We start from the raw sequence: 20241 nt of genomic DNA, 5'->3' as shown, positions 1-20241 counted from the left end.
GCATGCGTAACGGTAAAATGCTGCCCATGCTAAACACCGCGAACTATCAGCCGGTAACCTGCGGCTGGTTCACGTCGTCCCGTACCAATAACGGAAATCAGTGCGTGGAGGTTCGATTCGACGGTGATGCGGTGCTCATCCGCGACAGCAAGTACCGGCGCAATCCGGAACATCGCCTTGAAGACGAGCCCATCATCACCGTCGCCGCGACCGAATGGATGACATTCCTGGCCGCTGTGCTGGGCCGCCACTCCCTCCGCACCGCGCTCAGCGCGGAGACCGGTGCGGACGGCCACACCACCCTCCGGCACCGCGACACCACCCTGGTCTACACCCCCGGCGAATGGCGCGCCTTCGTCGCCGGGGCCCGCGACGGGGAGTTCGACCGGATACCAGTGCCCGCTTGAGCTGCCTGCGCCCAAGTCGCGGGGAGGCGGATCTGTGCATACTGGTTTGCGTGACTTCGCAGCTGACGCCTCCCTCCGGTATCGACCTGTCCTTCCGTGACGCGGACGTACGGGTGCAGGACGACCTGTTCGCGCACGTCAACGGCAAATGGCTGGAGAACTACGAGATACCGGCCGACCGGGCGGTGGACGGTGCCTTCCGCACGCTCTACGACCAGGCGGAACTGGATGTGCAGAAGATCATCCAGGACGCCTCGGCGGCCGACGCCGCGCCCGGCACCGAAGAGCGCAAGATCGGCGATCTCTACAACAGCTTCATGGCCGACGAGGCCATCGAGGCGGCGGGCCTGACCCCGATCGCCGAGGAGCTGGCCGCCGTGGCCGGCGTCGCCGACCGTTCGGACTTCGCCGCGCTCATCGGCCGCCTGCAGCGCACCGGCGTGGGCGGCGCGCTGGCCTTCTACGTCGACACCGATGACAAGAACTCCGCCCGGTATCTGGTGCACGCCACCCAGTCGGGCATCGGCCTGCCCGACGAGTCGTACTACCACAAGGACGAATACGCGGAGATCCGCGAGAAGTACGTCGCCCACATCCGCCGCATGTTCGAGCTGGCCGGGTTGGACCATGACGCCCAGCGGGTTTTCGAGTTGGAGACCAAGCTGGCCGCGGGTCACTGGGACGTGGTGCGCCGCCGCGATGCCGAATTGAGCTACAACCTCACCACTTTCGACGCGCTGGCCGCCGAGAACCCGGAATTCGACTGGACCGCCTGGACTTCCGCGCTGGCCGCGGGACTGGATCGCTCCGGTGCGGAGCTTTTCGCGGAACTCGTCGTGCGCCAGCCCGATTACGTGCGCACCTTCGCCCAGCTGTGGGCCTCGGAATCGCTGGCGGACTGGAAGGCCTGGGCGGCCTGGCGGGTGGTGAAAGCCCGCGCGCCGTACCTGACCGCGGATCTGGTGGAGGCCAACTTCGACTTCTACGGCCGCACCCTGACCGGCGCGCAGGAGAATCGGGAGCGCTGGAAGCGCGGCGTCTCCCTGGTGCAGGACCTGCTGGGCGAGGCCGTGGGCAAGCTCTATGTGGCCCGGCACTTCCCGCCGGAGGCCAAGGCCCGCATGGTCGAGCTGGTGGCGAACCTGCAGGAGGCCTACCGCCGCAATATCTCCGAGCTGGAGTGGATGGGCCCGGACACCCGGCAGGCCGCACTGGCCAAGCTGGAGAAGTTCACCCCCAAGATCGGCTACCCGGAGGAGTGGCGTGACTACGCCGCGGTCACCGTGGATCCGGCCGACGTGGTGGGCAACTACCGCAGCGGCTACGCCGCTGAGCACGACCGCGACCTGAACAAGCTGGGTGGCCCGGTGGACCGCGGCGAATGGTTCATGACCCCGCAGACGGTGAACGCCTACTACAACCCGGGCATGAACGAGATCGTCTTCCCGGCGGCCATTCTGCAGCCCCCGTTCTTCGACATGAATGCCGACGACGCCGCCAACTACGGCGGTATCGGCGCGGTCATCGGGCACGAGATCGGCCACGGCTTCGACGATCAGGGCTCCAAGTACGACGGCGACGGCAATATGGTCGACTGGTGGACCGAGTCGGACCGCACCGAATTCGGCAAGCGCACCAAGGCTTTGATCGACCAGTACAACCAGTTCTCCCCCAAGGACCTGTCGGCGGACCACAAGGTCAATGGCGAGTTCACCATCGGTGAGAACATCGGCGACCTGGGCGGTCTCTCGATCGCCCTGGAGGCGTACCGGATCGCCATCGAGGGCCAGGACTCCCCCGTCCTCGACGAACTCACCGGCCTGCAGCGGGTGTTCTTCGGCTGGGCGCAGGTGTGGCGCACCAAGGCGCGCACCGAGGAGGCCATCCGCCGCCTCGCCGTGGACCCGCACTCGCCGCCGGAGTTCCGTTGCAATGGCGTGGTCCGCAACCTCGACAGCTTCCACCAGGCCTTCGGTGTGCGGCCGGGTGACGAGCTCTATCTGGATCCCGCTGAGCGCGTGAAGATCTGGTAGCCCGGACCGGGCCCTCGCCGAGGCGGCGGGGGCCCGGCCGGCTAGCGCAGGCGCTCTTCGGTTTCCGCGTCGAAGAAGAAGAGTTCGTCCTGCTTGGGCGTCAGGAGCAGACGGTCGCCCAGCGCGACCTGGAAGCGCCGATCCACCCGCGCGACCACCCGGCCGGAGCGGCTGGACCATTCGTCGGCCACGCCGTGCGAGTAGACGAACGACTCCGAGCCGAGCTCCTCGAGCAGTTCCACCTCGACTGCGAGCGTATTGCCCGCATCGGTGGTTACCTCCCAGGATTCGGGCCGGATGCCGACGATCACGTTCTTGCCGTCGATATTGTGCGGCAGGGGAATTCGCAGGTCGTTCAATACAGCCGCACCGTCGCGGACCGGCGCGGTCAGCAGGTTCATGCCGGGCGAGCCGATGAATCCGGCGACGAAGGTATTGACCGGATCGTCGTAAAGCTCACGGGGAGCGGCGATCTGCTGCAGCTTCCCGTCCTTCATCACCGCGACCCGGTGCCCCATGGTCATGGCCTCGACCTGATCATGGGTCACGTACACGGTGGTGGTGCCCAGCCGCTTCTGCAGGGCCGCGATCTGCGAGCGGGTCGAAACCCGCAGCTTGGCATCGAGATTCGACAGCGGCTCGTCCATGCAGAACACCTGCGGCCGCCGCACGATGGCCCGGCCCATGGCGACGCGCTGGCGCTGGCCGCCCGACAGCCGTGCGGGCTTGCGGTCGAGCAGATCCTCCAGCTCCAGCATGTCCGCCGCCTCGGTGACGCGAACCCTGGTGTCGGCCTTGCTCATACCCGCATTGCGCAGTGCGAATCCCATGTTCTCGGCCACGGTCATATTCGGATAGAGCGCGTAGCTCTGGAACACCATGGCCACGTCGCGCGAACGCGGCGGCAGGGCGGTCACGTCGAGTCCGCCGATCCGAATGCGCCCGGCGGTCACCGCTTCGAGACCCGCCAGCATGCGCAGACTGGTGGACTTGCCGCAGCCCGAAGGCCCGACCAGCGCCAGGAATTCGCCGTCGGCGATGTCCAGATTCAGGTCGTCGACCGCGGGGCCGGGCGCACCCGGATAGGTGAGGGAAACTCCCTCGAACTGCACAGTCGCCATGCCGGCGTCTCTCCTTGTCCAATGCTCACGCTGCCGGGGCCGCCGTGGTTACGCAGGCGCTGCGGCCTCCGGCCCCCGACGTCAGCGTGCGGGTGCGTCTCTACTTGGGCAGCTTGGGCGTGATCTGCCGGTCGATGATCGTCTGTAGCTGGTTGGCGATGTCGCCGAAAGCCGCTGCGGTGTCCCGGTTCTGCAGGCCGATCTGCTCGAGCCCGGTGCCGATGATCTGGTCGCCGCCGGGCACGAACACGCGCGCGTAGTTCTGCGGCTTGGTCAGCGGCAGCTGGTCGATCGCGGTCTTGAAGTTCGGGTTCTTGGCCAGGAAGTCCTGCATGCCCGGATCCTGCTGCGCCGACTTGCGCACCGGCACATAGCCGGTGGCCTGCGAGAAGTACGAGGTGTTGGCCGCATTGGTGATGAACTCGATGAACTTCAGCGCATTCTCCTTGCGGGCGTCACTGATCCGCGACGGGATCGCCAGGCCGGCGCCGCCGGTGGTGCAGCCCGCCAGCCCGTTCGGGTGCGGCAGGAAGCCGGTGCCGAACTGGGTCTTGCCCGCCGCATTGGTGTTGATGCTCTTCAGGTCTCCGGTGGAGCCGATGGCCGAGGCGATGATGCCGTTGCCGAAGTCCACGGCGTAGGTGGGCCGGATGCTGGCGTACTTCTTGGTATTGATGGAGTCGCGCAGGTAGTTTCCGGCCTTGATGGTGGCCGGGTCGTTGAACTTCAGCTTCCACTCGTCCGAGTACGCGCCGCCGAAGGTCCAGCACGGACCCTGGAAGGTCCAGGCCAGGTAGTTCTTGGCGTCGCCCCAGCCGTGCGCCCACTTGCCGTCGCCCATCACGCTCTGGATCTTCGGGCCCCACTCGTCGAACTCGTCCCAGCTGTTCGGCGTGCGGTCGGGCAGTCCGGCCTTGGCCCAGACGTCCTTGTTGTAGTAGAAGATCTGCGTCGAGCGCGAGTACGGCAGCGCCCAGGTCTTGCCGTTGAACTTGTAGTCGCCGACGAAGGTGTCCACGTAGTCGGACACGTTCACCCCGGCCGCGGAGAAGTGGCTGTCCAGCGGCTCGATGGTGCCGTTGAGCGCGTAGTTGAACCACCATACGTCGGACAGGATGACCACGTCGGGCAGTTCACCACCGGAGAGCGCGGCGTTGAACTTGGTCGCGACCTCCTCGTAGTTCTTGCCCGCGTCCACCAGATTGACCTTCAGGTCCGGGTACTTGGCCTGGAACCGGTTGATCAGCTCGGTCTCCTGGTCCTTGGAGGTGCCGGGGTGGTTGGACCAGAAGGTGATGGTCTTCGAGTCACCGCCCTGCGTGCCGCCGCCACCGGATCCGGCGCACGCGGTCAGCGCCGCCGCACCCGCGGCCGCGCCCGCCAAGCCGAGAAACCCGCGTCGTGAGAGAGCGGGAAAACGTGAATCCGACACAGGAATCTCCTTCTGGGACTTAACCCTTGACCGCACCTGAGGTGAGGCCCTTGATCATCTGGCGCTGGAGCACCAGGAAGACGATGAGGATGGGGAGCATGGTCAGGATGACCCCGGCCATGACCGGACCCCAGTTGGTGACGCTCGGGTTCTCGGTGTTCTGCAGCAGGGTCAGGCCGACCGGCAGCGTGGCCACCCGCGCGTCGTCGGCCATCAGGAACGGCCACAGGTATTCGTTCCACTCGTTCACCAGCGTGACCACCGCGAACGCCACCATGGTGGGTCCGGACATGGGCAGCACCACCCGGGTCAGCAGCCGCCACCAGCCCGCGCCGTCCATCCGCGCGGCCTCGATGACCTCGCTCGGCAGCGACAGGAAGTGATTGCGCATCAGGAAGGTGCCGAACGCGACGCCGCAGAGCGGAACGATGATGCCCTGGAAGGTGTTTCGCCAGCCCAGCTGGGCGATGAGCGCGTAGTTGGAGATGATGGTGATCTGGTTGGGCACCATGAGCGCCGCGATGATCACCAGGAACACGATGTTCTTGCCGGGGAAGCGCAGGAACACCAGCCCGTAGGCGCTGAGCACGCCCAGCACGAACTTCACCGCCGAGACGATGCCGGTCACGATGATCGAGTTCCGCAGGAACTGCCAGAACGGCAGCGTGGTGGTGGCGTCGTGGTAGTTCGACGCCAGCCAGCGCTCGGGCCAGTAGCTGACCGGCTGGGAGTAGACCTCCCCGTGCGCCATGAAGGAGCGGGTGAGGATGTAGTACAGCGGGACGCCGACGATGATCAGCACGCACACCATGGCGGCGTAGCCGAACACCTTGGCCCACAGTTCCCGGTCGCGGAAAGCGCTCAGCGCGTTGAGCCGGTTCACTTCTCGTCCCCTCGGTCCATGATGCGCACCTGCACCAGCGTCACGATGAGCAGCACCAGGAACATGATGGTGGCGACGGCCGCCCCGTATCCGGCCCGCTGGTTCACCCAGGATTCGCGATAGACCTGATAGATCATGGTGGTGGTGCCGGTGCCGATGGGCCCGCCACGGGTCATCACATTGATGAGGTCGAAGACCTGAAGTGAGTTGAGCAGCACCGTGATCGACAGGAAGTAGGTGGTGGGTCGCAGCTGCGGCAGCAACACCCGGGTGAAGGTGGTCCAGCGGCTCGCGCCGTCGATCTCGGCGGCCTCCATGAGGTCGGCCCGAACCCCTTGCAGCGCTGCCAGATAGATGACGAAGCTGTAGCCCAGGTTCTTCCAGATATAGGTGACCGTGATCATGAACAGTGCCCAGTGCGGGTTCTGCGCGAAGTCGGGTGAGTGCATCCCCATTCGCTCCAGCAGATCCGGGACCAGGCCGAAGCCGGGGTCGAAGATGAACTGGAAGCCGACGCCGATGGCCGCGCCGGAGATGACGTAGGGCGCGAAGATGGCGGATCGGACCACATTGCGCCCGAACAGTTTGCGATCCAGCAGCAGGGCCAGCGCCAGGCCCAGCACCATGCTGCCGAGTACGGCGGCGACGGTGAAGATCACCGTATTGCCGACGATCTGCCAGGAGTCGTCGCGGCCGAACCACTCGGTGTAGTTGTCGAAACCGACCCAGTTCAGGCTGGTCGCCGAGATGTTCCAGTCGGTGAACGACAGGCGGATATTGTCGACCAGCGGCCGATAGACGAACAGCCCCAGCAGAATCAGGTTCGGCGCGACCAGGACCACGAAGAGCGCATGGTCCTGCCAGGGTCTGCTTCGCCACCCGCGCCCCGGGGGCGTCGGGAGTACTCGTTCGGGCCAAGATCGCACCCGCGCAGCCTTGCGGTTCGGGGCTACTGACTGGTTAATTCCGGATGGAAGATCGCTGAACTGTCGATCGGCGCGCGCCACCGACTGTTCACCGGTCACACCCTCGAGCGGCGCGGACATGCGCCGAATCGTACGACCGCCCAACTTGTTTCGAGACCGAATTCATGTGAACGGTCGGCCAACAGCAAGAACGGGCGAGCGTCGCGCCCAAATGGGCGGGACGCTCGCCATGAAGGTGACAACTGATTTCGCAAGTGTCCGGGTAACTCACCGGGTACCCCCGAAATCGGTTCGCTTCTCAACCGCCGGCACGCGTGCATGAGAGTTAGCGGCTCTCTGCCGTGCGCTGAAGGCTCGGAGAGGCGGGGGCGTCAGTTCCAGTCGCCCCAGCCGTCGCTGGTGGAGAAGGTGCCGCCGTTGGTGTTCTTGACGATCACCGGGTCACCCTTCTTCACGTTCTCCTGGAACCACTTGGCGTCCTCGGTGGAGACGTTCAGGCAGCCGTGCGAGGTGTCCGAAACGCCCTGCTGCGCAACGCTCCACGGGGCGGCGTGCACGAAGATGCCGCTGTTGGACATGCGGGTGGCGTACTCGACCTCGAGCTTGTAGCCCTGCGGATCGGTCACCGGCACACCGTAGGTGGAGGAATCCATGATCATCTTGCGGTTCTTCTCGCTGATGATGTAGGTGCCGTTCGGGGTCTCGTGATCCTTCTTGCCCATGGAGGTCGGCATGGTCTTCACGACCTCGCCGTTGTGGGTCACGGTGATCTCGTGGGTGGTGTCGTCGGCAGTGGTGATGAACTCGTCGCCGATCTGGTAGGCGACGTCGGTGCCGCCCGCCTGGACGGTCACCTTGGAGCCGGCCGGCCAGAAGTCCTCGGGCCGCCAGCGCACCTGCTTGTCGCCCATCCAGTAGAAGTGGCCGCTCACCTTGTTGGTGGAGGTGATGCGAATCGACTTCTCGGCGGCCGCGTGATCGCCGACCGGGTCCTTGAAGTTGATGATGATCGGCATGGCCACGCCGACCACATCCCCGTCACCCGGGCTGACGTTCGGGGCCGCGAAGTTGGCGGGCGGAATCGGCGCCTTGGCATTCGGGTCGGTGGGCAGCGAGCCCGGCTCGGGCTGCGGCATGACCGCGGAGGGCACGCCAGGTACGTCCGGTCCGCCCGGCCATAGCGGAGTCGCTGAGGCGGGTGCTGCCACCACTGCTCCGGTCGCCGCGACGGCGGCGAGGGCGATCAGTCCCGTTTTCCGATACCGGGTATGGCGCACAGCTCGGTCCTCTCAGATCCTCGTTCACACGCAGATTGCGGGCACACTTCACCCGCGCAGGTCCCAACCCGCGTCCATTACTACAGCGATCCGTCCGGCAAGCCAATTGGCTTCTGCCAGTTATGCATACCGGCTAACTGGTGTGCACTGCGTCACGGGTCTGCGGGTTGGTTACTCGACTGGCGCGAATGCGCCGATGACATCGGCGATTCCCCGAAAGTGACACCGGCGCGGCCGCATTCGGAGTGCTCACTTCCCGAAACCTGCTTGTGATCGAAATCACTGAGGTCCCTTCAGGACCCGGCGACCTCGAACGTGATGGCGCTGCGCGGCCCGACCGTGATGGTGTGCGGCACCGACATCGGCGCGGGCCCGCGCGCGAACCGCGGCGACAACCGCAGCCGCACATCGGTCAATACAGTAGCCAGCACAATGCGAAGTTCGTAATCGGCCAGCGCCGCACCGACGCAACGCCGGTGCCCGCCGCCGAACGGGGCGTACTCGAACGGGCTGTAGCGGCGCTCCAGAAACCGCTCGGGCCGGAACCGCCGCGGCTGCGGCCACACCGCGGGATCGGTGTGCAGCAGGTGCACCGAGATCCCCATGGTGTCCCCCGCCGACAGCGGCACCCCGCGCAGCGTGAAATCACCGGTGAGCCTGCGCAATACGATCGGCACCGGCGGATGCAACCGCAGCGTCTCCTGGCATACCGCATCCAGGTAGGGCAGCGCCATCAGTTCGGCCGGGCCGGGATCGCTTCCGGCGGCGGCTAATTCGGTGCGCAGCCGGGCCAGCGCCTCCGGTTCCCGGTGCAGCCGGTACAGCGCCCACACCAGCGCGGTCGCCGTGGTCTCGTGCCCCGCCACCAGCAGGGTGCGCAATTGCTCGCGCAGGTCGGTGTCGGTGATGGCACTGCCGTCCTCGTAGCGAGTGTCCAGCATGAGCGCCAGCAGATCCGCCCCGCCGCCCCCGTCCGCGCGCCGCCGCGCCACCTCGGCGTCGATGAGTTCGTCGAGCCGATCTCGCGCCGTGCTGAACCGCTCCCAGCCGGACAGCCCGAACAGCTTGCGCCGCAATGCCGGAACCATGAACAGCGTGCTGCCGAAGGACTCCAGGAATTCCTTTGTGACGGTGGTGTATTCGGCTCGGCGCGCCGCATCGTCGATGCCGAACACCGCCGCCAGGATGACCCGCAGCGTCAGTGCCCGCGCCGCCGCCCGGGCATCGATGCGGGTGCCGGGCCGCCACGGGGTTCCGGTCCGCTCCCCGCTCAGCTCGGCCCGGGCCGCCTCGCGAATGGTGTTGCCGTAGGCGCTGATTCGATTGCGGTGCAATGCCGGCGCGAGCAGCGCCCGCTCGCGCCGGTGCCGGCCGTCGCGGGCCAGGATGAGCGAGGCCGCGCCCACCATGGGCTCGATGGGATTGGGCAGCGGCGGTTCCAGCAGGTCCACCGGGGCCCGGAAGAACTCGCGCGCTCCCTCGGGAGTGCCGGTGAAGAGCACCGGTCCCAGGGCCGGCATCCGCACCCGGAAGGGGTCACCGTAGCGCCCGCGCCGCCAGGAGAGATAGCGCTCCAGGATGTCGGTGCTCATGGCTTCCTATACGAAATGCCGGACCGCCTCGGTTCGATCTTCCCGGTGTCCGTGGTGTATGCATGGGCACAGAAGTCAAATCTGTTTGTTTCGAAATATAGGACTCGCCCGTGTTGCGTCAGCAGCTTTCCGCCCGGATCGCCCTGCCCGCGATCTCCGCCGCCGCCCTGCTGCTCGCCGGCTGCGGGACCACCGTTTCCGGCCATCCCCAGGCCGCCCCCGGCGACATCGTGCTCCCCACCAAGGCCCCCGGCGCCACCCCAGGCAAACCCTCCGGCAAGCCCGGTTCGGGTGCGCCCACCACCACCCCGCGCGCGGACCGCGGCGGCAACACCGACTTCCAGGCCTCGATCGGCGACTGCGTGCAGCTCGGTGGCACCACCGACAATGCCAGCATCCAGAAGGCGAGCTGCGGCAGCCAGGACTCCAACTACAAGGTGACCGGCAAGGCCCCGCGCAATGCCCAGTGCGGCAAGGATTCCGACCAGGTCTACTACGAAACCCTCAATGGTATGGAGACCGGCGCCCTCTGCCTGACCATCGACTGGGTGGTCAGCGACTGCATGGACGTCGGCAACGACGCGGCCCACCGCATCCCCTGCACCGCCACCACGGCCACCGAGGGTGTGAAGGTGGTGTCGATCGTGCAGAACAGCAGCAGCGTCGACGACTGTCCCGACGGCGACCAGGGCTACGTCTACGACGAACGCAATTTCGTCGTCTGCGTCAACACCCTCAAATAGCAACCGGGGCGGTGATTCCCGAATCACCGCCCCGGTCAGCATTGTTCGGGGATCAGATCACCATGTAGCCGGAGCCGATGCTGCCCCGGCCGTTGAGGTCGGCCATGATCGAGCTCATGTTGGTGCCGACCTCGGGGCCGAAGCAGGCCACCGCCAGGTAGGCGTTGACCATGCCGACGAGGGTGGTGCCGACGACGACCGGCGCGCCGGAATCGCCCTCCACCACGCACATCTGACTCCAGGTCTCGACGTTGGTGTCGAAGACGTCGCCCCAGGCGATGCCGCAGGTATTGCCGGTGGTGCGGCCCTCCTTGCAGACGATCATGGGGAATCCGGGCGGGCCGCCGATCCCGGTGATGGTGACATTGCCGATGTGGTTGACCGGGATGACACGGTCCGGATCGAACTGGATGACGGCGTAGTCGAGATCGTGGTTGGAGTAGACGAACTGACCGATCTGTCCTGCGGCGCGATCCTTTTCGGCCCAGACCCGGGACCCGGCGTCGCCGCAGTGGCCGGCGGTCAGGCCGACCAGCCGTCCGGCGCCGTCGTGACCGATGGTGGTCACCGTGCACTCGTACTGATCATCGATGATGATCCCGGAGCCGCCACCGATGACGGCGGGCGCTGCATCGGCGTGAGCGGCTCCGATTCCGAAGAGCGCGGTGCTCAGGGCAATGGCGAATGCGCCGGTCGCCCCGGCGAGTTTCTTGATCATGTCCCTCCAGACGTCGGAAGCCGCACGAATCTCAACCTGCGGTTACTCATCCTGTCAGTATTCGAGCCCGGTTGCTCGTTGTACTGCCACATGTTGCGTAGCCGTGTCCTGCCGCGGTTCGCGGCCGATACCTAGTTGGATGTGGATTACGGGACAATACGCAATAGCTATCGAATTCCGATAAATTTGTTCCTACAAATTGTTACCCGGTCGATGTCTGCATACACCGGTGGATAGTTCAAAACTAGAACAAGTTCTAGATCTCTGCCAGGTTTTTTGCCCCGTAAACCGACCCTGATGTGGCTGTTCACAGCAATACATCGAAAGTGATCCGCCTCTATGACCGGAACCACAATCGGTGGTGTGTTTTTCCTAACTCCGTAGTAGGGTGCGTCCAGCAACAGTCGCCGGAGACGGGTAACTCCGGCGTCGAGAGGGGTAGTCAGTGCAGTTGACCAAGAGCCCGGGGGACCAGGGAAGCCCACCGTCACCATCACGGATGAATGTGGCCGTGGATTGGGCCAAGGCGTACTGGCAGGATCATCCGAAACGGTCGCTGGAAACCGGTGGCCGGATGATGTCGATGGGTGTCGCCGCGGTCGCCGAGCTTTTCATCGCGATCTTCCGCCGGCGCTTCCCCTACCGTGAGTTCATCCGGCAGTGCGCGTTCATGGCGAATGTCGCCGCGGCGCCCACCCTGCTGGTCGCCATTCCGATCGCCGTCATCGTTTCGATTCAGGTCGGATCGGTGGCCGGGCAGGTCGGCGCAACGTCCTTCATCGGCGCGGCCAACGGTCTGGGCATCATTCAGCAGGGCGCGCCGCTGGTCACCGCGCTCATGATCTCCGGCGCTGTCGGTTCCGCCATCTGTGCCGACCTCGGCTCCCGCACCATCCGCGAGGAGATCGACGCCATGAAGGTCATGGGCGTCGATCCCATGCGGCGTCTGGTCGCTCCGCGTCTCGGCGCGGCCATGCTGGTTTCGGTATTGCTGTGTGGTTTCGTGGTTTTCGTCGGCTTCCTGACCGGCTACATGTTCAACATCTTCGTCCAGAACGGCACGCCGGGCTCCTACATCAGTACGTTCTCGTCGTTCGCGATCACGGCGGATCTGGCTGTGGCCCTGCTGAAGTCGCTCATCTACGGCCTGTTCGCGGCCGTCATCGCCTGTGACTCGGGGCTCAACGCCAAGGGCGGTCCCGGTGGCGTGGCGAACGCGGTGAACACCGCCGTGGTCATGTCCGCGGTCATGCTCTTCGGCGTCAACCTGATGATGACGCAGCTGTACAACACCCTTTTCCCCCCGCAGGTGGTCTGAGTCGTGTCAGCTACGTACGTACCGCCGCTGCTGCGGCCGTTCCAACGGATCAAGGGCGCGGCCAACTCGCCGCGTGACTGGCTGGCGCGCATCGGCCACCAGGTGTTCTTCTTCCTGCGCTCGGTCGGCTCCATGCCGCTCGCATTCAAGCACTACCCCAAAGAGGTGTGGCGGCTGCTGTCCGACGTCACCTGGGGCAACGGCAATCTCATCGTCGGTGGCGGCACCATCGGCGTGGTGCTGATCCTGTCGGCGTTCGGCGGCATGACCGTCGCCATCCAGGGCTACACCTCGCTGAACCTGCTCGGCCTTAGCCCGCTCACCGGCGCCATCTCGGCCTTCGCCACCACGCGTGAGCTCGGGCCCATGCTGGCGACGGTCGCCTTCGCGGCGCAGGCGGGCTGCCGGTTCACCGCGCAGCTGGGCGCCATGCGCATCTCCGAGGAGATCGACGCGCTTGAATCGGTTGCCATCCGGCCGCTTCCGTATCTGGTCAGCACCCGCATGATCGCGGCCATGATCGCCATCGTGCCGCTGTACTGCGTGGCGCTGCCGCTGGCCTACATCTCCTGCTCGCTGACCGTGTCCCTGGTCGGCGGCACCGCGACAGGCACCTTCCAGCACTACTTCTATCAATTCCTGGTGCCGCACGATGTGCTGTACTCACTGCTGAAGGCGATCCTCTTCGTCGCGATCACCACGTTCATCCAGTGCTACTACGGGTATTTCGCCTCCGGCGGCCCGGAGGGCGTGGGTGTGGCGGCCGGTCGCGCGATCAAGCTGTGCATCATCGCGGTCGTCTTCGCCGACCTGTTCATGACGTTGGCGATCTGGGGCGTGAACCCTGGCATCCGGATCTCGGGATAGGGGGCGCACACGATGATCATCGATCCGAGCGGGCGCGGACCGACGATGCGGCAGTTGCTCATCGCCGGTGCCTGCGGCCTCACCGTCATCGCGATCGTGCTGGGCTTCCTGTTCGCCCGGTACCGCGGTTATTTCGTCGAAAAGGTCAATGTCACAGCGAATCTGACCACCACCGGTGACGGCCTGCCGGCCAATGCCGACGTGAAGTTCCGCGGCGTGCTGGTCGGCGCCGTCAAGGACGTGTCGGTCGCGGCCAAGGGGACGAAGCAGGAGGTGCACATCGAGATGAAGCCGGAGTACGCCGGCGGCGTCCCGGCCAATGTCACCGCGCGCGTGGTGCCCTCCAACCTGTTCGCCGTCACCTCGGTCGAACTCGTCTACAACGGACCGGATTCCACGCATCTGAAGGAGGGTTCGCAGATCGCGGAGGACACCTCCAAGGGCACGATCGCGCTGCAGGACACCCTCACCACGGTCCGCAATATCCTGAGCAAGATCGATCCGGTACAGCTGGGCCGCGTGCTGGGCACGCTGTCCTACGCGCTGGACGGCAGCAGCCGCATGCCCGGCTCCACCATCGAGCGCGTCGACCGCTGGCTCGAGGGGGTGCGCGGGGCGGTGCCGAATGTCGGCGGCTTCCTCGACGACTTCTCCTCCTCCTTCCACGCGCTCAACCAGTCCGCGCCGGAACTGATGGGCGTGCTGTCGGATTCGGTGAAGACCGCGCAGACCATCTCCGACCGCCGGGCCGAGCTCACCGCGCTCATCTCCGGCAGTGAGAACACCATCGACAAGGTGAACGGGCTCTTCGCCCGCAACCCCAATGTCGGTAAGGATCTGACCACGGGGACCAGCGCCATGTTCGGCGCGCTGTCGGACAACCCGGACGCCATTCCGCAGGCCATCGCGAACCTGAACGATTCGGTGCGCAAGCTGGGTTCGACGTTCCACTGGGGTCCGCAGAACCAGATGATCTGGAACATGGGCATCACCTTCACGCCCTACAAGCCCTACACCCGCGACGACTGCCCGCGCTACGGCGACCTGGCCGCTCCGAGCTGTGGCACCGCGCCGCTCACCTCGGATCCGGGCACGCTGCCGGAAGCCATGCGGCCCAGGGCCATCGACGCCGCCAAGGACCTGCCGGTCACGGCGCCGCCGCCGGGCTTCCCGCTGATCCCGGGTCTCACCGCCACCGGCACACCCACCGACACACCGAGCGACGGTGCTGCGAAGCCGGGTACCGACCCGCTCGCGGGCACACCGCTGCAGGGGCTGTTCCCGAACCTGGCGCCGGCCGCTCCGGCTTCGGCCGCCCCGGCGAGCCAGCCGGGTTCGGTGCCCACCGGTGGGAACATCGCCCTGGCCGGTGACGACGCCATCACCGCCCTGCTGGGCCGGCGTCCGACCGCGGCCGAGTACCTGCTGTTGAGCCCGATCCTGAAGGGTGCGACCTTGCAACTGAGCCAGAGCGAGGCCGGCCGATGAGCGTTCGTAAGCCGCTGATCGGTTTCGGCATCTTCGCGATCGTGTCCATCCTGGTGACCGCGGTCATCTGGAATACGCTCGCGCGCACCGTGAAAGGCGATACCAACACCTACACCGCGACCTTCAGCGATGTCCTGGGCCTGCGTGCGGGCGATGACGTCCGGATGGCCGGTGTGCGGGTCGGCAAGGTCGAGAAGATCGAGCTGGACAAGAAGAACCAGGCCGTGGTGACCTTCATCGTGCAGCGTGATCAGACGCTGTTCGGGGACACCAAGGCGCTGGTCCGGTACCAGAACCTGATCGGGCAGCGGTATGTCGCGCTGAACCCGCCCGCCGCGGGCAAGCCGCACACCGGTGACCATGTGGTGCTGAAGAACAACGGCGCCATCCCACTGGAGCGGACCGAGCCGTCGTTCGATATCTCGGCGCTGCTCAACGGTTTCCAGCCGCTGTTCCAGGTGCTGCAGCCCGAGCAGGTGAACAACCTGTCCAACACCTTCATCCAGGCGCTGCAGGGTGACAATGTGTCGCTGAGCGCCTTCATCACCCAGGCCGCGTCGGTGGCCTCGGACTTCCAACGCCGCGACGGCATCCTCTCCGACGTGATCACCAACCTCTCCGGCGTGATGTCGGGGCTGGCCAAGCGGGGCGACGAGCTGGAGACGCTGGTCACCCAGACCCGCGCCCTGATCGGCGGCCTGTACGCGCAGGGCCAGTCGCTGCAGGCGTCGACGGTCCAGATCGCCGATGCCACAACGGCTCTGGTGGGGATGTTCGGTTCCATCCAGCCCAAGCTGGTGCTGGCGCAGAACGCCACCCACGACGCGCTGGCGCTGCTGCTGTCCAATGGCGCCAAGCTCGACCAGGCGGCGGTGGACCTGCCCGGCATCCTCTCCGACGTCGGCAAGTTCACCCAGAACGGCGCCTACGCCAATGCCTACCTGTGCAGCTTGGACGTCTCGCTGTACGGCATCCTCTTCCCGCGCGGTCTGTTCTCGCAGGTCGGCGGCAACTCCCACTCGGCGGTGTGCCGGCCATGATCTCGAAACTCAGGAACCGCTTCAGTACCAATCGCAATTTCTGGCTCGGCGTGCTCGGCGTGGCGGTCATCGTCGCGCTGCTGCTGGGCTCCACTCTCTACAAGACGGTGGGTGTCGGCACACAGAGCATCAAGGCCGAGTTCGTGCAGACCGCCGGCGTCAAAGTCGGTGACAAGGTGGACGTCTCGGGCGTTCCGGTCGGCACCATCTCGGGCGCCGAGCTCGAGGGCGACCACGTGCTGCTGACCCTGAATGTCGACAAGGACGTGAAGCTCGGCCCCGATGCCAAGGCGTCGATCAAGATGGCGACCCTGCTGGGCGCGCGCTACGTCGACCTGATGCCCGGCGACGGTTCCGGGTTGAAGGACAACCGGATTCCCAAGTCCAACACCGTGGTTCCCTACAACCTGGCCGACGTGGTGCAGGAGGGCACGCCCAAGTTCGAGGAGCTCGACACCAAGAAGCTGGCGGATTCGCTGAATCTGATCAACCAGCAGATGGGCGACACCCCGCAGATGACGGTGCAGGCGCTCGACGCCATCGGCGCGCTGGCCAAGACCATGAACAACCGCAAGGATCAGGTCGACCAGCTGCTCAAGGATCTGGACAAGGTCACCAGGATCCTCGGCGACAACCGCAACAGCGTGCTGCTGGTCATCACCCAGGGCCAGGCCATCGCCGACCGGGTGATGCAGCGTCAGAACCTGTTGAAGACGTTGCTGGACAACATCGCAACGCTCACCGGGCAGCTGCAGCAGATCGGCGCGGACAACGACAACAAGTTCGGCCCGACCCTGCAGCAGCTCAACACCATGGCCGACGGTCTGCAGAAGAACAAGGACAACCTGGATCGGCTGCTGTCGATCATGCCGCCGGCCATCCGGCAGTTCAACAATGCCTTCGGCAACGGTAACTACGGTGAGGTCGCGCTGCCGTGGCTGTTCCCGGACAACTGGTTGTGCTTCGCGCAGGTGAACGAGGGGTGCCACCAATGACATCGACTGTTGCAGAACAAAAGAAGCGCCTGCTCGGCCGAATCGCCAAGGCGGCCATGATCGGCGCCGCGGCGTGGGCCGTGGGCTCCTGCTCCATCGTGCCGCTCGGGGTGAAGGACGCCGCGGGGCAGACCCAGCACTTCACCGCGGACTTCCTCAATATCGCGGGCATGTTCGAGGGCAACCCGATCACCGTGCTCGGGCTCGAGGTGGGCCGGGTCGACAAGATCATTCCGAAGGGTCAGTACGTCGAGGTCCACATGACCGTGGACAAGGGCGTCAAGATCCCGAAGAACGTTCAGGCCGCGCTGGTTTCGCCGTCCATCGTGACCGACCGGCACATCGAGCTCACCCCGCGCTACACCGGCGGTGACACCCTGGCCGACGGCTCGCACCTGACCACCCAGCAGACCAAGACCCCGGTCGAGCTGGACACCATGATCAAGACCATCGACAGCTTCGCGGCCGCGCTCGAGCCGGAGCCGGGACAGGAAGGCATCGGCCCGCTCTCGGGTCGCGTGCTGTACCCGATGATGAACGGCAACGGCGAGAAGATGCGCGATGTGCTCAACGCGCTCTCGGGCGCGTTGAAGACCGGCGTCGACAACAAGGACGCCATCTCCACCATCATCATCAAGCTCAACGAGCTGACCACCATGCTGGCCGACAACGACGACTCGGTGCGCGGATTCAGCAACAAGATCACCCAGATGACCGGTCTGCTGGCCGATCAGGCGCCCGGTCTGCAGGGCACACTCGATCAGCTGAATGCGTTCCTGGCCAACACCAGTGGCGCGTTCTCGCAGTACTCCGATCAGCTCAACGGCACCCTCACCGGGCTCACCAATGTCACCAACCAGCTACGCGCCAACGCGGCCGGCGTGACCGAAGTGGTCGACGTGGCCCCGCTGCTCATGCAGAACCTGGACCGCTCGGTCAACCGGCAGGGCAACTTCATTCGCCTGCACGGCCTGATCGGTACCGCGCTCTCCGGGGAGATCGTGAGCCTGTTCTGCGAACGCATCCAGATGAAATCGGATGGCTGCCGCACCGGGAAAATGGAGGACTTCGGACCCGACTTCGGTCTGATGGCGGCGATGCTGGGGATGACCAAATGAGTAATCGCTTCTGGAAGGATCAGCGCGCGGGCCGCTCGGCCCGGCGGGCGGTCGTCGCCATCGCGGTCTCCGCGACCGCCGTCGTCGCCTCCGGCTGCGGCATCACGGTGGAGAGCCTGCCGCTGCCCAAACCCGGTCCGGGTGCCAACACCTACACCATTCACGCGACCTTCGACAATGCGCTGAACCTGCCCGACCAGGCCAAGGTCAAGGTCGGCGGCTCCGACGTCGGCGTGGTCACCAAGATCACGACCAAGGACTTCAAGGCCAATGTGGACCTGGCCATCCGCCAGGACATCGAGCTGCCGGCCGGCAGCACCGCGGAACTGCGCCAGGCCACTCCGCTCGGCGACGTCTTCGTGGCGGTGTCCATCCCCAAGGCCGAGCCCGGCATGCAGCTGCTGAAGAACGGTGACCGGCTCACCAACACCTCGGCCGGCGCGACCGTCGAAGAACTGCTGATGTCGGTTTCGTTGCTGTTCAACGGCGGTGGCATCGCCAGCCTGTCCAAGCTGACCTCGGAGCTGGACTCCATCGTCGGCGGACGCGGCGACCAGGTGGGTCACGTCATCACCCAGCTGACCAGCGTGATGACCAGCCTCAACACCAACAGCTCGCGCATCGACAATGTGCTGGCCGGATTCAGCGCGCTGGCCAACACCATCGAGGCCAACCACCAGCAGCTGGGCCAGGTGGCCGACAGCCTGCCGGGCATGATCGGCGCCATCGCCGAGAACAACCAGGCCCTCGGTGATCTGCTCACCAAGATCTCGACAACCAGTGCGGCACTGGGCGATTACGCCAACACCACCTCGGACTCGCTCAGCAGCCTGCTCGACAATGTGAACCAGCTGATGACCGCGCTGTCCCGGACCGATCAAACCCTCGGTCCCGCCCTGGACGCCCTGCACGACATCCGGCCCAAGGCCGACGCCTCGTTCAAGGGCGACACCCTGGCCGTGGCCGCGACCCTTTCCATGCTCGACATCGGCCTGCTCACTGATCCGGCCAACAGCAAGTTCCCGGATCTCAAGGACCTCAACGACTTCGGGGGCAGCCTGATCCAGGTGCTGCAGATCATCTACGGCCGGATCAACGGGGGACACCGATGAACTGGGTATCGCGACACAAGAACCTGGTGTCCAATTCCGCGCTGGTGCTGATCCTGCTGGTGGGCGCGTCCTACCTGCTGATCAGCGTGATGCGGGTGAATCCGCTGCGCGAAACCTACACGGTGACGGTCAATCTGGACCGATCCGGCGGGCTGCAGAGCGGCAATGACGTGACCCTGCGCGGCTACCGCGTCGGCAAGGTGCTCGACATCAAGCTCATCGACAACGGCGCGGCCATCGCGGCCACCGCCGAGATCGACAAGAAGTACTCGATCCCGGCCGACACCCAGGTGTCGGTGGGCGCGCTGTCGGGCGCGGGCGAGCAGTACATCGACTTCCGCCCGAACACCGATCAGGGCCCGTTCCTGCGCAGCGGTTCGGTGATCCAGTTCGACGCCAACAAGGTCAAGACCCCGACCCCCGTGTGGTCGGTGCTCGACAATGCCAGCGCGCTCATCGCCCAGGTGGATCCGGACAAGTTCAGCGTCATCCTGACCGAGCTGGACACCGCCCTGTCCGGCGGCCCGGACCAGCTGCGCTCGCTCGTCGACGGCATCAGCCTGGCCACCAACGGCCTGGACAACCTGCTCCCCCAGACCACCAACCTGATCAAGAACCTCCAGGTCCTTTCCGGCACCACATCGCTGGCGCAGCCGGATCTGGGTACGCTGACCCGTAATTCGAGTGTGTTGTTCAATCAGTTCAACGACGCGAATGCCGAACTCCAGAAGATCCTGGAGCAGGCGCCCGGCCAGATGCAGGCCCTCGGCGCGGTGCTGGACAAGACCGCCGACCCGATGACCAGCCTGGCCACCAACTTCGCGGCCATCACCAAGGCCGCGCAGCTGCGCACCCCGGCGCTGCGGGCACTGTTCCCGTCGCTGGCGGTCGGCACCTCCGCCATGGGCGTGCCGGCACACGACGGTGAGTTCTACACCATCGTCGACATCTGGCCGCGGTCCTTCTGCGACTACGTCACCAAGAAGGTGAACCCCGCCGTAGCGACCGAGAACACCTTCCCGAAATGGGCGAGCTACTGCCAGAACCCACCCCAGGACCAGCAGATCCGCGGTTCGGGCAACGCACCGCGACCGGACGTGCCCAACAATGGCGCGCTCCCGCCCGCGGGTTCGGATCCGAACGAGCGGACTCTGCCGCCGGTCAAGTGAGT

At 65.7% G+C, this 20241-nt stretch carries 18 protein-coding genes; 11 read left to right on the top strand and 7 right to left on the bottom strand.

Annotated elements, in window-relative coordinates; all coding sequences use genetic code 11:
- The first annotated feature begins 2 nt into the window (after positions 1-2).
- Positions 3-407: a DUF397 domain-containing protein gene (locus ACFXIV_RS30795; protein ID WP_379400767.1), complete on the top strand. Its 405-nt coding sequence runs from the start codon at positions 3-5 to the stop codon at positions 405-407.
- 50 nt (positions 408-457) lie between these two features.
- Positions 458-2440, top strand: a complete 1983-nt coding sequence (locus ACFXIV_RS30790; RefSeq protein ID WP_379400766.1) for a M13 family metallopeptidase — start codon at positions 458-460, stop codon at positions 2438-2440.
- Positions 2441-2481: 41 nt separating this feature from the next.
- Here the strand turns inward: ACFXIV_RS30790 and ACFXIV_RS30785 are convergent, their stop codons facing one another.
- The 6 genes from ACFXIV_RS30785 to ACFXIV_RS30760 all read right to left on the bottom strand — a co-directional run bounded on the left by ACFXIV_RS30785 (position 2482) and on the right by ACFXIV_RS30760 (position 9671).
- On the bottom strand, positions 2482-3561 hold the full coding sequence (locus tag ACFXIV_RS30785) for an ABC transporter ATP-binding protein (RefSeq protein WP_379400765.1): 1080 nt from the start codon (positions 3559-3561) through the stop codon (positions 2482-2484).
- A 100-nt stretch (positions 3562-3661) separates the two neighbouring features.
- A complete protein-coding gene (locus ACFXIV_RS30780; RefSeq protein ID WP_379400764.1) occupies positions 3662-4993 on the bottom strand; it encodes an ABC transporter substrate-binding protein in 1332 nt (443 codons plus the stop codon).
- Positions 4994-5012: 19 nt separating this feature from the next.
- Positions 5013-5804, bottom strand: coding sequence for a carbohydrate ABC transporter permease (locus ACFXIV_RS30775; protein ID WP_379400820.1), 792 nt, complete (start codon positions 5802-5804; stop codon positions 5013-5015).
- A gap of 68 nt (positions 5805-5872) precedes the next feature.
- A complete protein-coding gene (locus ACFXIV_RS30770) occupies positions 5873-6802 on the bottom strand; it encodes a carbohydrate ABC transporter permease (protein ID WP_379400819.1) in 930 nt (309 codons plus the stop codon).
- A gap of 371 nt (positions 6803-7173) precedes the next feature.
- A complete protein-coding gene (locus ACFXIV_RS30765; RefSeq protein WP_379400763.1) occupies positions 7174-8079 on the bottom strand; it encodes an Ig-like domain-containing protein in 906 nt (301 codons plus the stop codon).
- 293 nt (positions 8080-8372) lie between these two features.
- A complete protein-coding gene (locus ACFXIV_RS30760; protein WP_379400762.1) occupies positions 8373-9671 on the bottom strand; it encodes a cytochrome P450 in 1299 nt (432 codons plus the stop codon).
- A 110-nt stretch (positions 9672-9781) separates the two neighbouring features.
- On the opposite strand from ACFXIV_RS30760, the gene ACFXIV_RS30755 reads away from it, so the two are divergent.
- The gene (locus ACFXIV_RS30755) at positions 9782-10414 is read left to right on the top strand and encodes a hypothetical protein (RefSeq protein WP_379400761.1); all 633 of its coding nucleotides are present in this window, start codon (positions 9782-9784) and stop codon (positions 10412-10414) included.
- A 52-nt stretch (positions 10415-10466) separates the two neighbouring features.
- Here ACFXIV_RS30755 and ACFXIV_RS30750 read toward each other — a convergent pair whose 3' ends face one another.
- On the bottom strand, positions 10467-11132 hold the full coding sequence (locus tag ACFXIV_RS30750) for a serine protease (protein WP_379400760.1): 666 nt from the start codon (positions 11130-11132) through the stop codon (positions 10467-10469).
- A gap of 499 nt (positions 11133-11631) precedes the next feature.
- On the opposite strand from ACFXIV_RS30750, the gene ACFXIV_RS30745 reads away from it, so the two are divergent.
- The 8 genes from ACFXIV_RS30745 to ACFXIV_RS30710 are packed head-to-tail and all read left to right on the top strand — an operon-like array spanning position 11632 to position 20239.
- A complete protein-coding gene (locus tag ACFXIV_RS30745; protein WP_364609113.1) occupies positions 11632-12450 on the top strand; it encodes an ABC transporter permease in 819 nt (272 codons plus the stop codon).
- 3 nt (positions 12451-12453) lie between these two features.
- Positions 12454-13317, top strand: a complete 864-nt coding sequence (locus ACFXIV_RS30740) for an ABC transporter permease (protein ID WP_379400759.1) — start codon at positions 12454-12456, stop codon at positions 13315-13317.
- Between the two features lie 12 nt (positions 13318-13329).
- Entirely contained in the window at positions 13330-14805 is a 1476-nt protein-coding gene (locus ACFXIV_RS30735) for an MlaD family protein (RefSeq protein ID WP_379400758.1), read from the top strand.
- Positions 14802-15845 carry an MCE family protein gene (locus ACFXIV_RS30730; protein ID WP_379400757.1) on the top strand — a complete coding sequence of 348 codons (1044 nt, stop codon included), beginning with the start codon at positions 14802-14804 and terminating at the stop codon, positions 15843-15845. Before ACFXIV_RS30735 ends, ACFXIV_RS30730 begins: the two co-directional genes overlap by 4 nt.
- Positions 15842-16840: an MCE family protein gene (locus tag ACFXIV_RS30725; RefSeq protein ID WP_379400755.1), complete on the top strand. Its 999-nt coding sequence runs from the start codon at positions 15842-15844 to the stop codon at positions 16838-16840. Before ACFXIV_RS30730 ends, ACFXIV_RS30725 begins: the two co-directional genes overlap by 4 nt.
- Positions 16837-17958: an MCE family protein gene (locus ACFXIV_RS30720; protein ID WP_379400754.1), complete on the top strand. Its 1122-nt coding sequence runs from the start codon at positions 16837-16839 to the stop codon at positions 17956-17958. The genes ACFXIV_RS30725 and ACFXIV_RS30720 overlap by 4 nt, the downstream gene beginning before the upstream one ends.
- Positions 17955-19070: an MCE family protein gene (locus ACFXIV_RS30715; protein WP_379400753.1), complete on the top strand. Its 1116-nt coding sequence runs from the start codon at positions 17955-17957 to the stop codon at positions 19068-19070. The genes ACFXIV_RS30720 and ACFXIV_RS30715 overlap by 4 nt, the downstream gene beginning before the upstream one ends.
- The gene (locus ACFXIV_RS30710; RefSeq protein ID WP_379400751.1) at positions 19067-20239 is read left to right on the top strand and encodes an MlaD family protein; all 1173 of its coding nucleotides are present in this window, start codon (positions 19067-19069) and stop codon (positions 20237-20239) included. The genes ACFXIV_RS30715 and ACFXIV_RS30710 overlap by 4 nt, the downstream gene beginning before the upstream one ends.
- The last annotated feature ends 2 nt before the right edge of the window (positions 20240-20241 follow it).

Origin of the sequence: Nocardia sp. NPDC059236 (genome assembly GCF_042754085.1) — a bacterium.
Classification (GTDB): Bacteria; Actinomycetota; Actinomycetes; order Mycobacteriales; family Mycobacteriaceae; genus Nocardia.
This window is presented reverse-complemented; position numbering and strand designations above follow the sequence as displayed.

Bases quoted from the DNA above. Each gene is read 5' to 3' on its own strand.
- ACFXIV_RS30795 (WP_379400767.1), top strand. From the start codon at position 3: ATGCGTAACGGTAAAATGCTGCCCATGCTAAACACCGCGAACTATCAG.
- ACFXIV_RS30785 (WP_379400765.1), bottom strand. From the start codon at position 3,561: ATGGCGACTGTGCAGTTCGAGGGAGTTTCCCTCACCTATCCGGGTGCG.
- ACFXIV_RS30775 (WP_379400820.1), bottom strand. From the start codon at position 5,804: ATGGTGTGCGTGCTGATCATCGTCGGCGTCCCGCTGTACTACATCCTC.
- ACFXIV_RS30760 (WP_379400762.1), bottom strand. From the start codon at position 9,671: ATGAGCACCGACATCCTGGAGCGCTATCTCTCCTGGCGGCGCGGGCGC.
- ACFXIV_RS30750 (WP_379400760.1), bottom strand. From the start codon at position 11,132: ATGATCAAGAAACTCGCCGGGGCGACCGGCGCATTCGCCATTGCCCTG.
- ACFXIV_RS30745 (WP_364609113.1), top strand. From the start codon at position 11,632: ATGAATGTGGCCGTGGATTGGGCCAAGGCGTACTGGCAGGATCATCCG.
- ACFXIV_RS30735 (WP_379400758.1), top strand. From the start codon at position 13,330: ATGATCATCGATCCGAGCGGGCGCGGACCGACGATGCGGCAGTTGCTC.
- ACFXIV_RS30730 (WP_379400757.1), top strand. From the start codon at position 14,802: ATGAGCGTTCGTAAGCCGCTGATCGGTTTCGGCATCTTCGCGATCGTG.
- ACFXIV_RS30725 (WP_379400755.1), top strand. From the start codon at position 15,842: ATGATCTCGAAACTCAGGAACCGCTTCAGTACCAATCGCAATTTCTGG.
- ACFXIV_RS30720 (WP_379400754.1), top strand. From the start codon at position 16,837: ATGACATCGACTGTTGCAGAACAAAAGAAGCGCCTGCTCGGCCGAATC.
- ACFXIV_RS30715 (WP_379400753.1), top strand. From the start codon at position 17,955: ATGAGTAATCGCTTCTGGAAGGATCAGCGCGCGGGCCGCTCGGCCCGG.
- ACFXIV_RS30710 (WP_379400751.1), top strand. From the start codon at position 19,067: ATGAACTGGGTATCGCGACACAAGAACCTGGTGTCCAATTCCGCGCTG.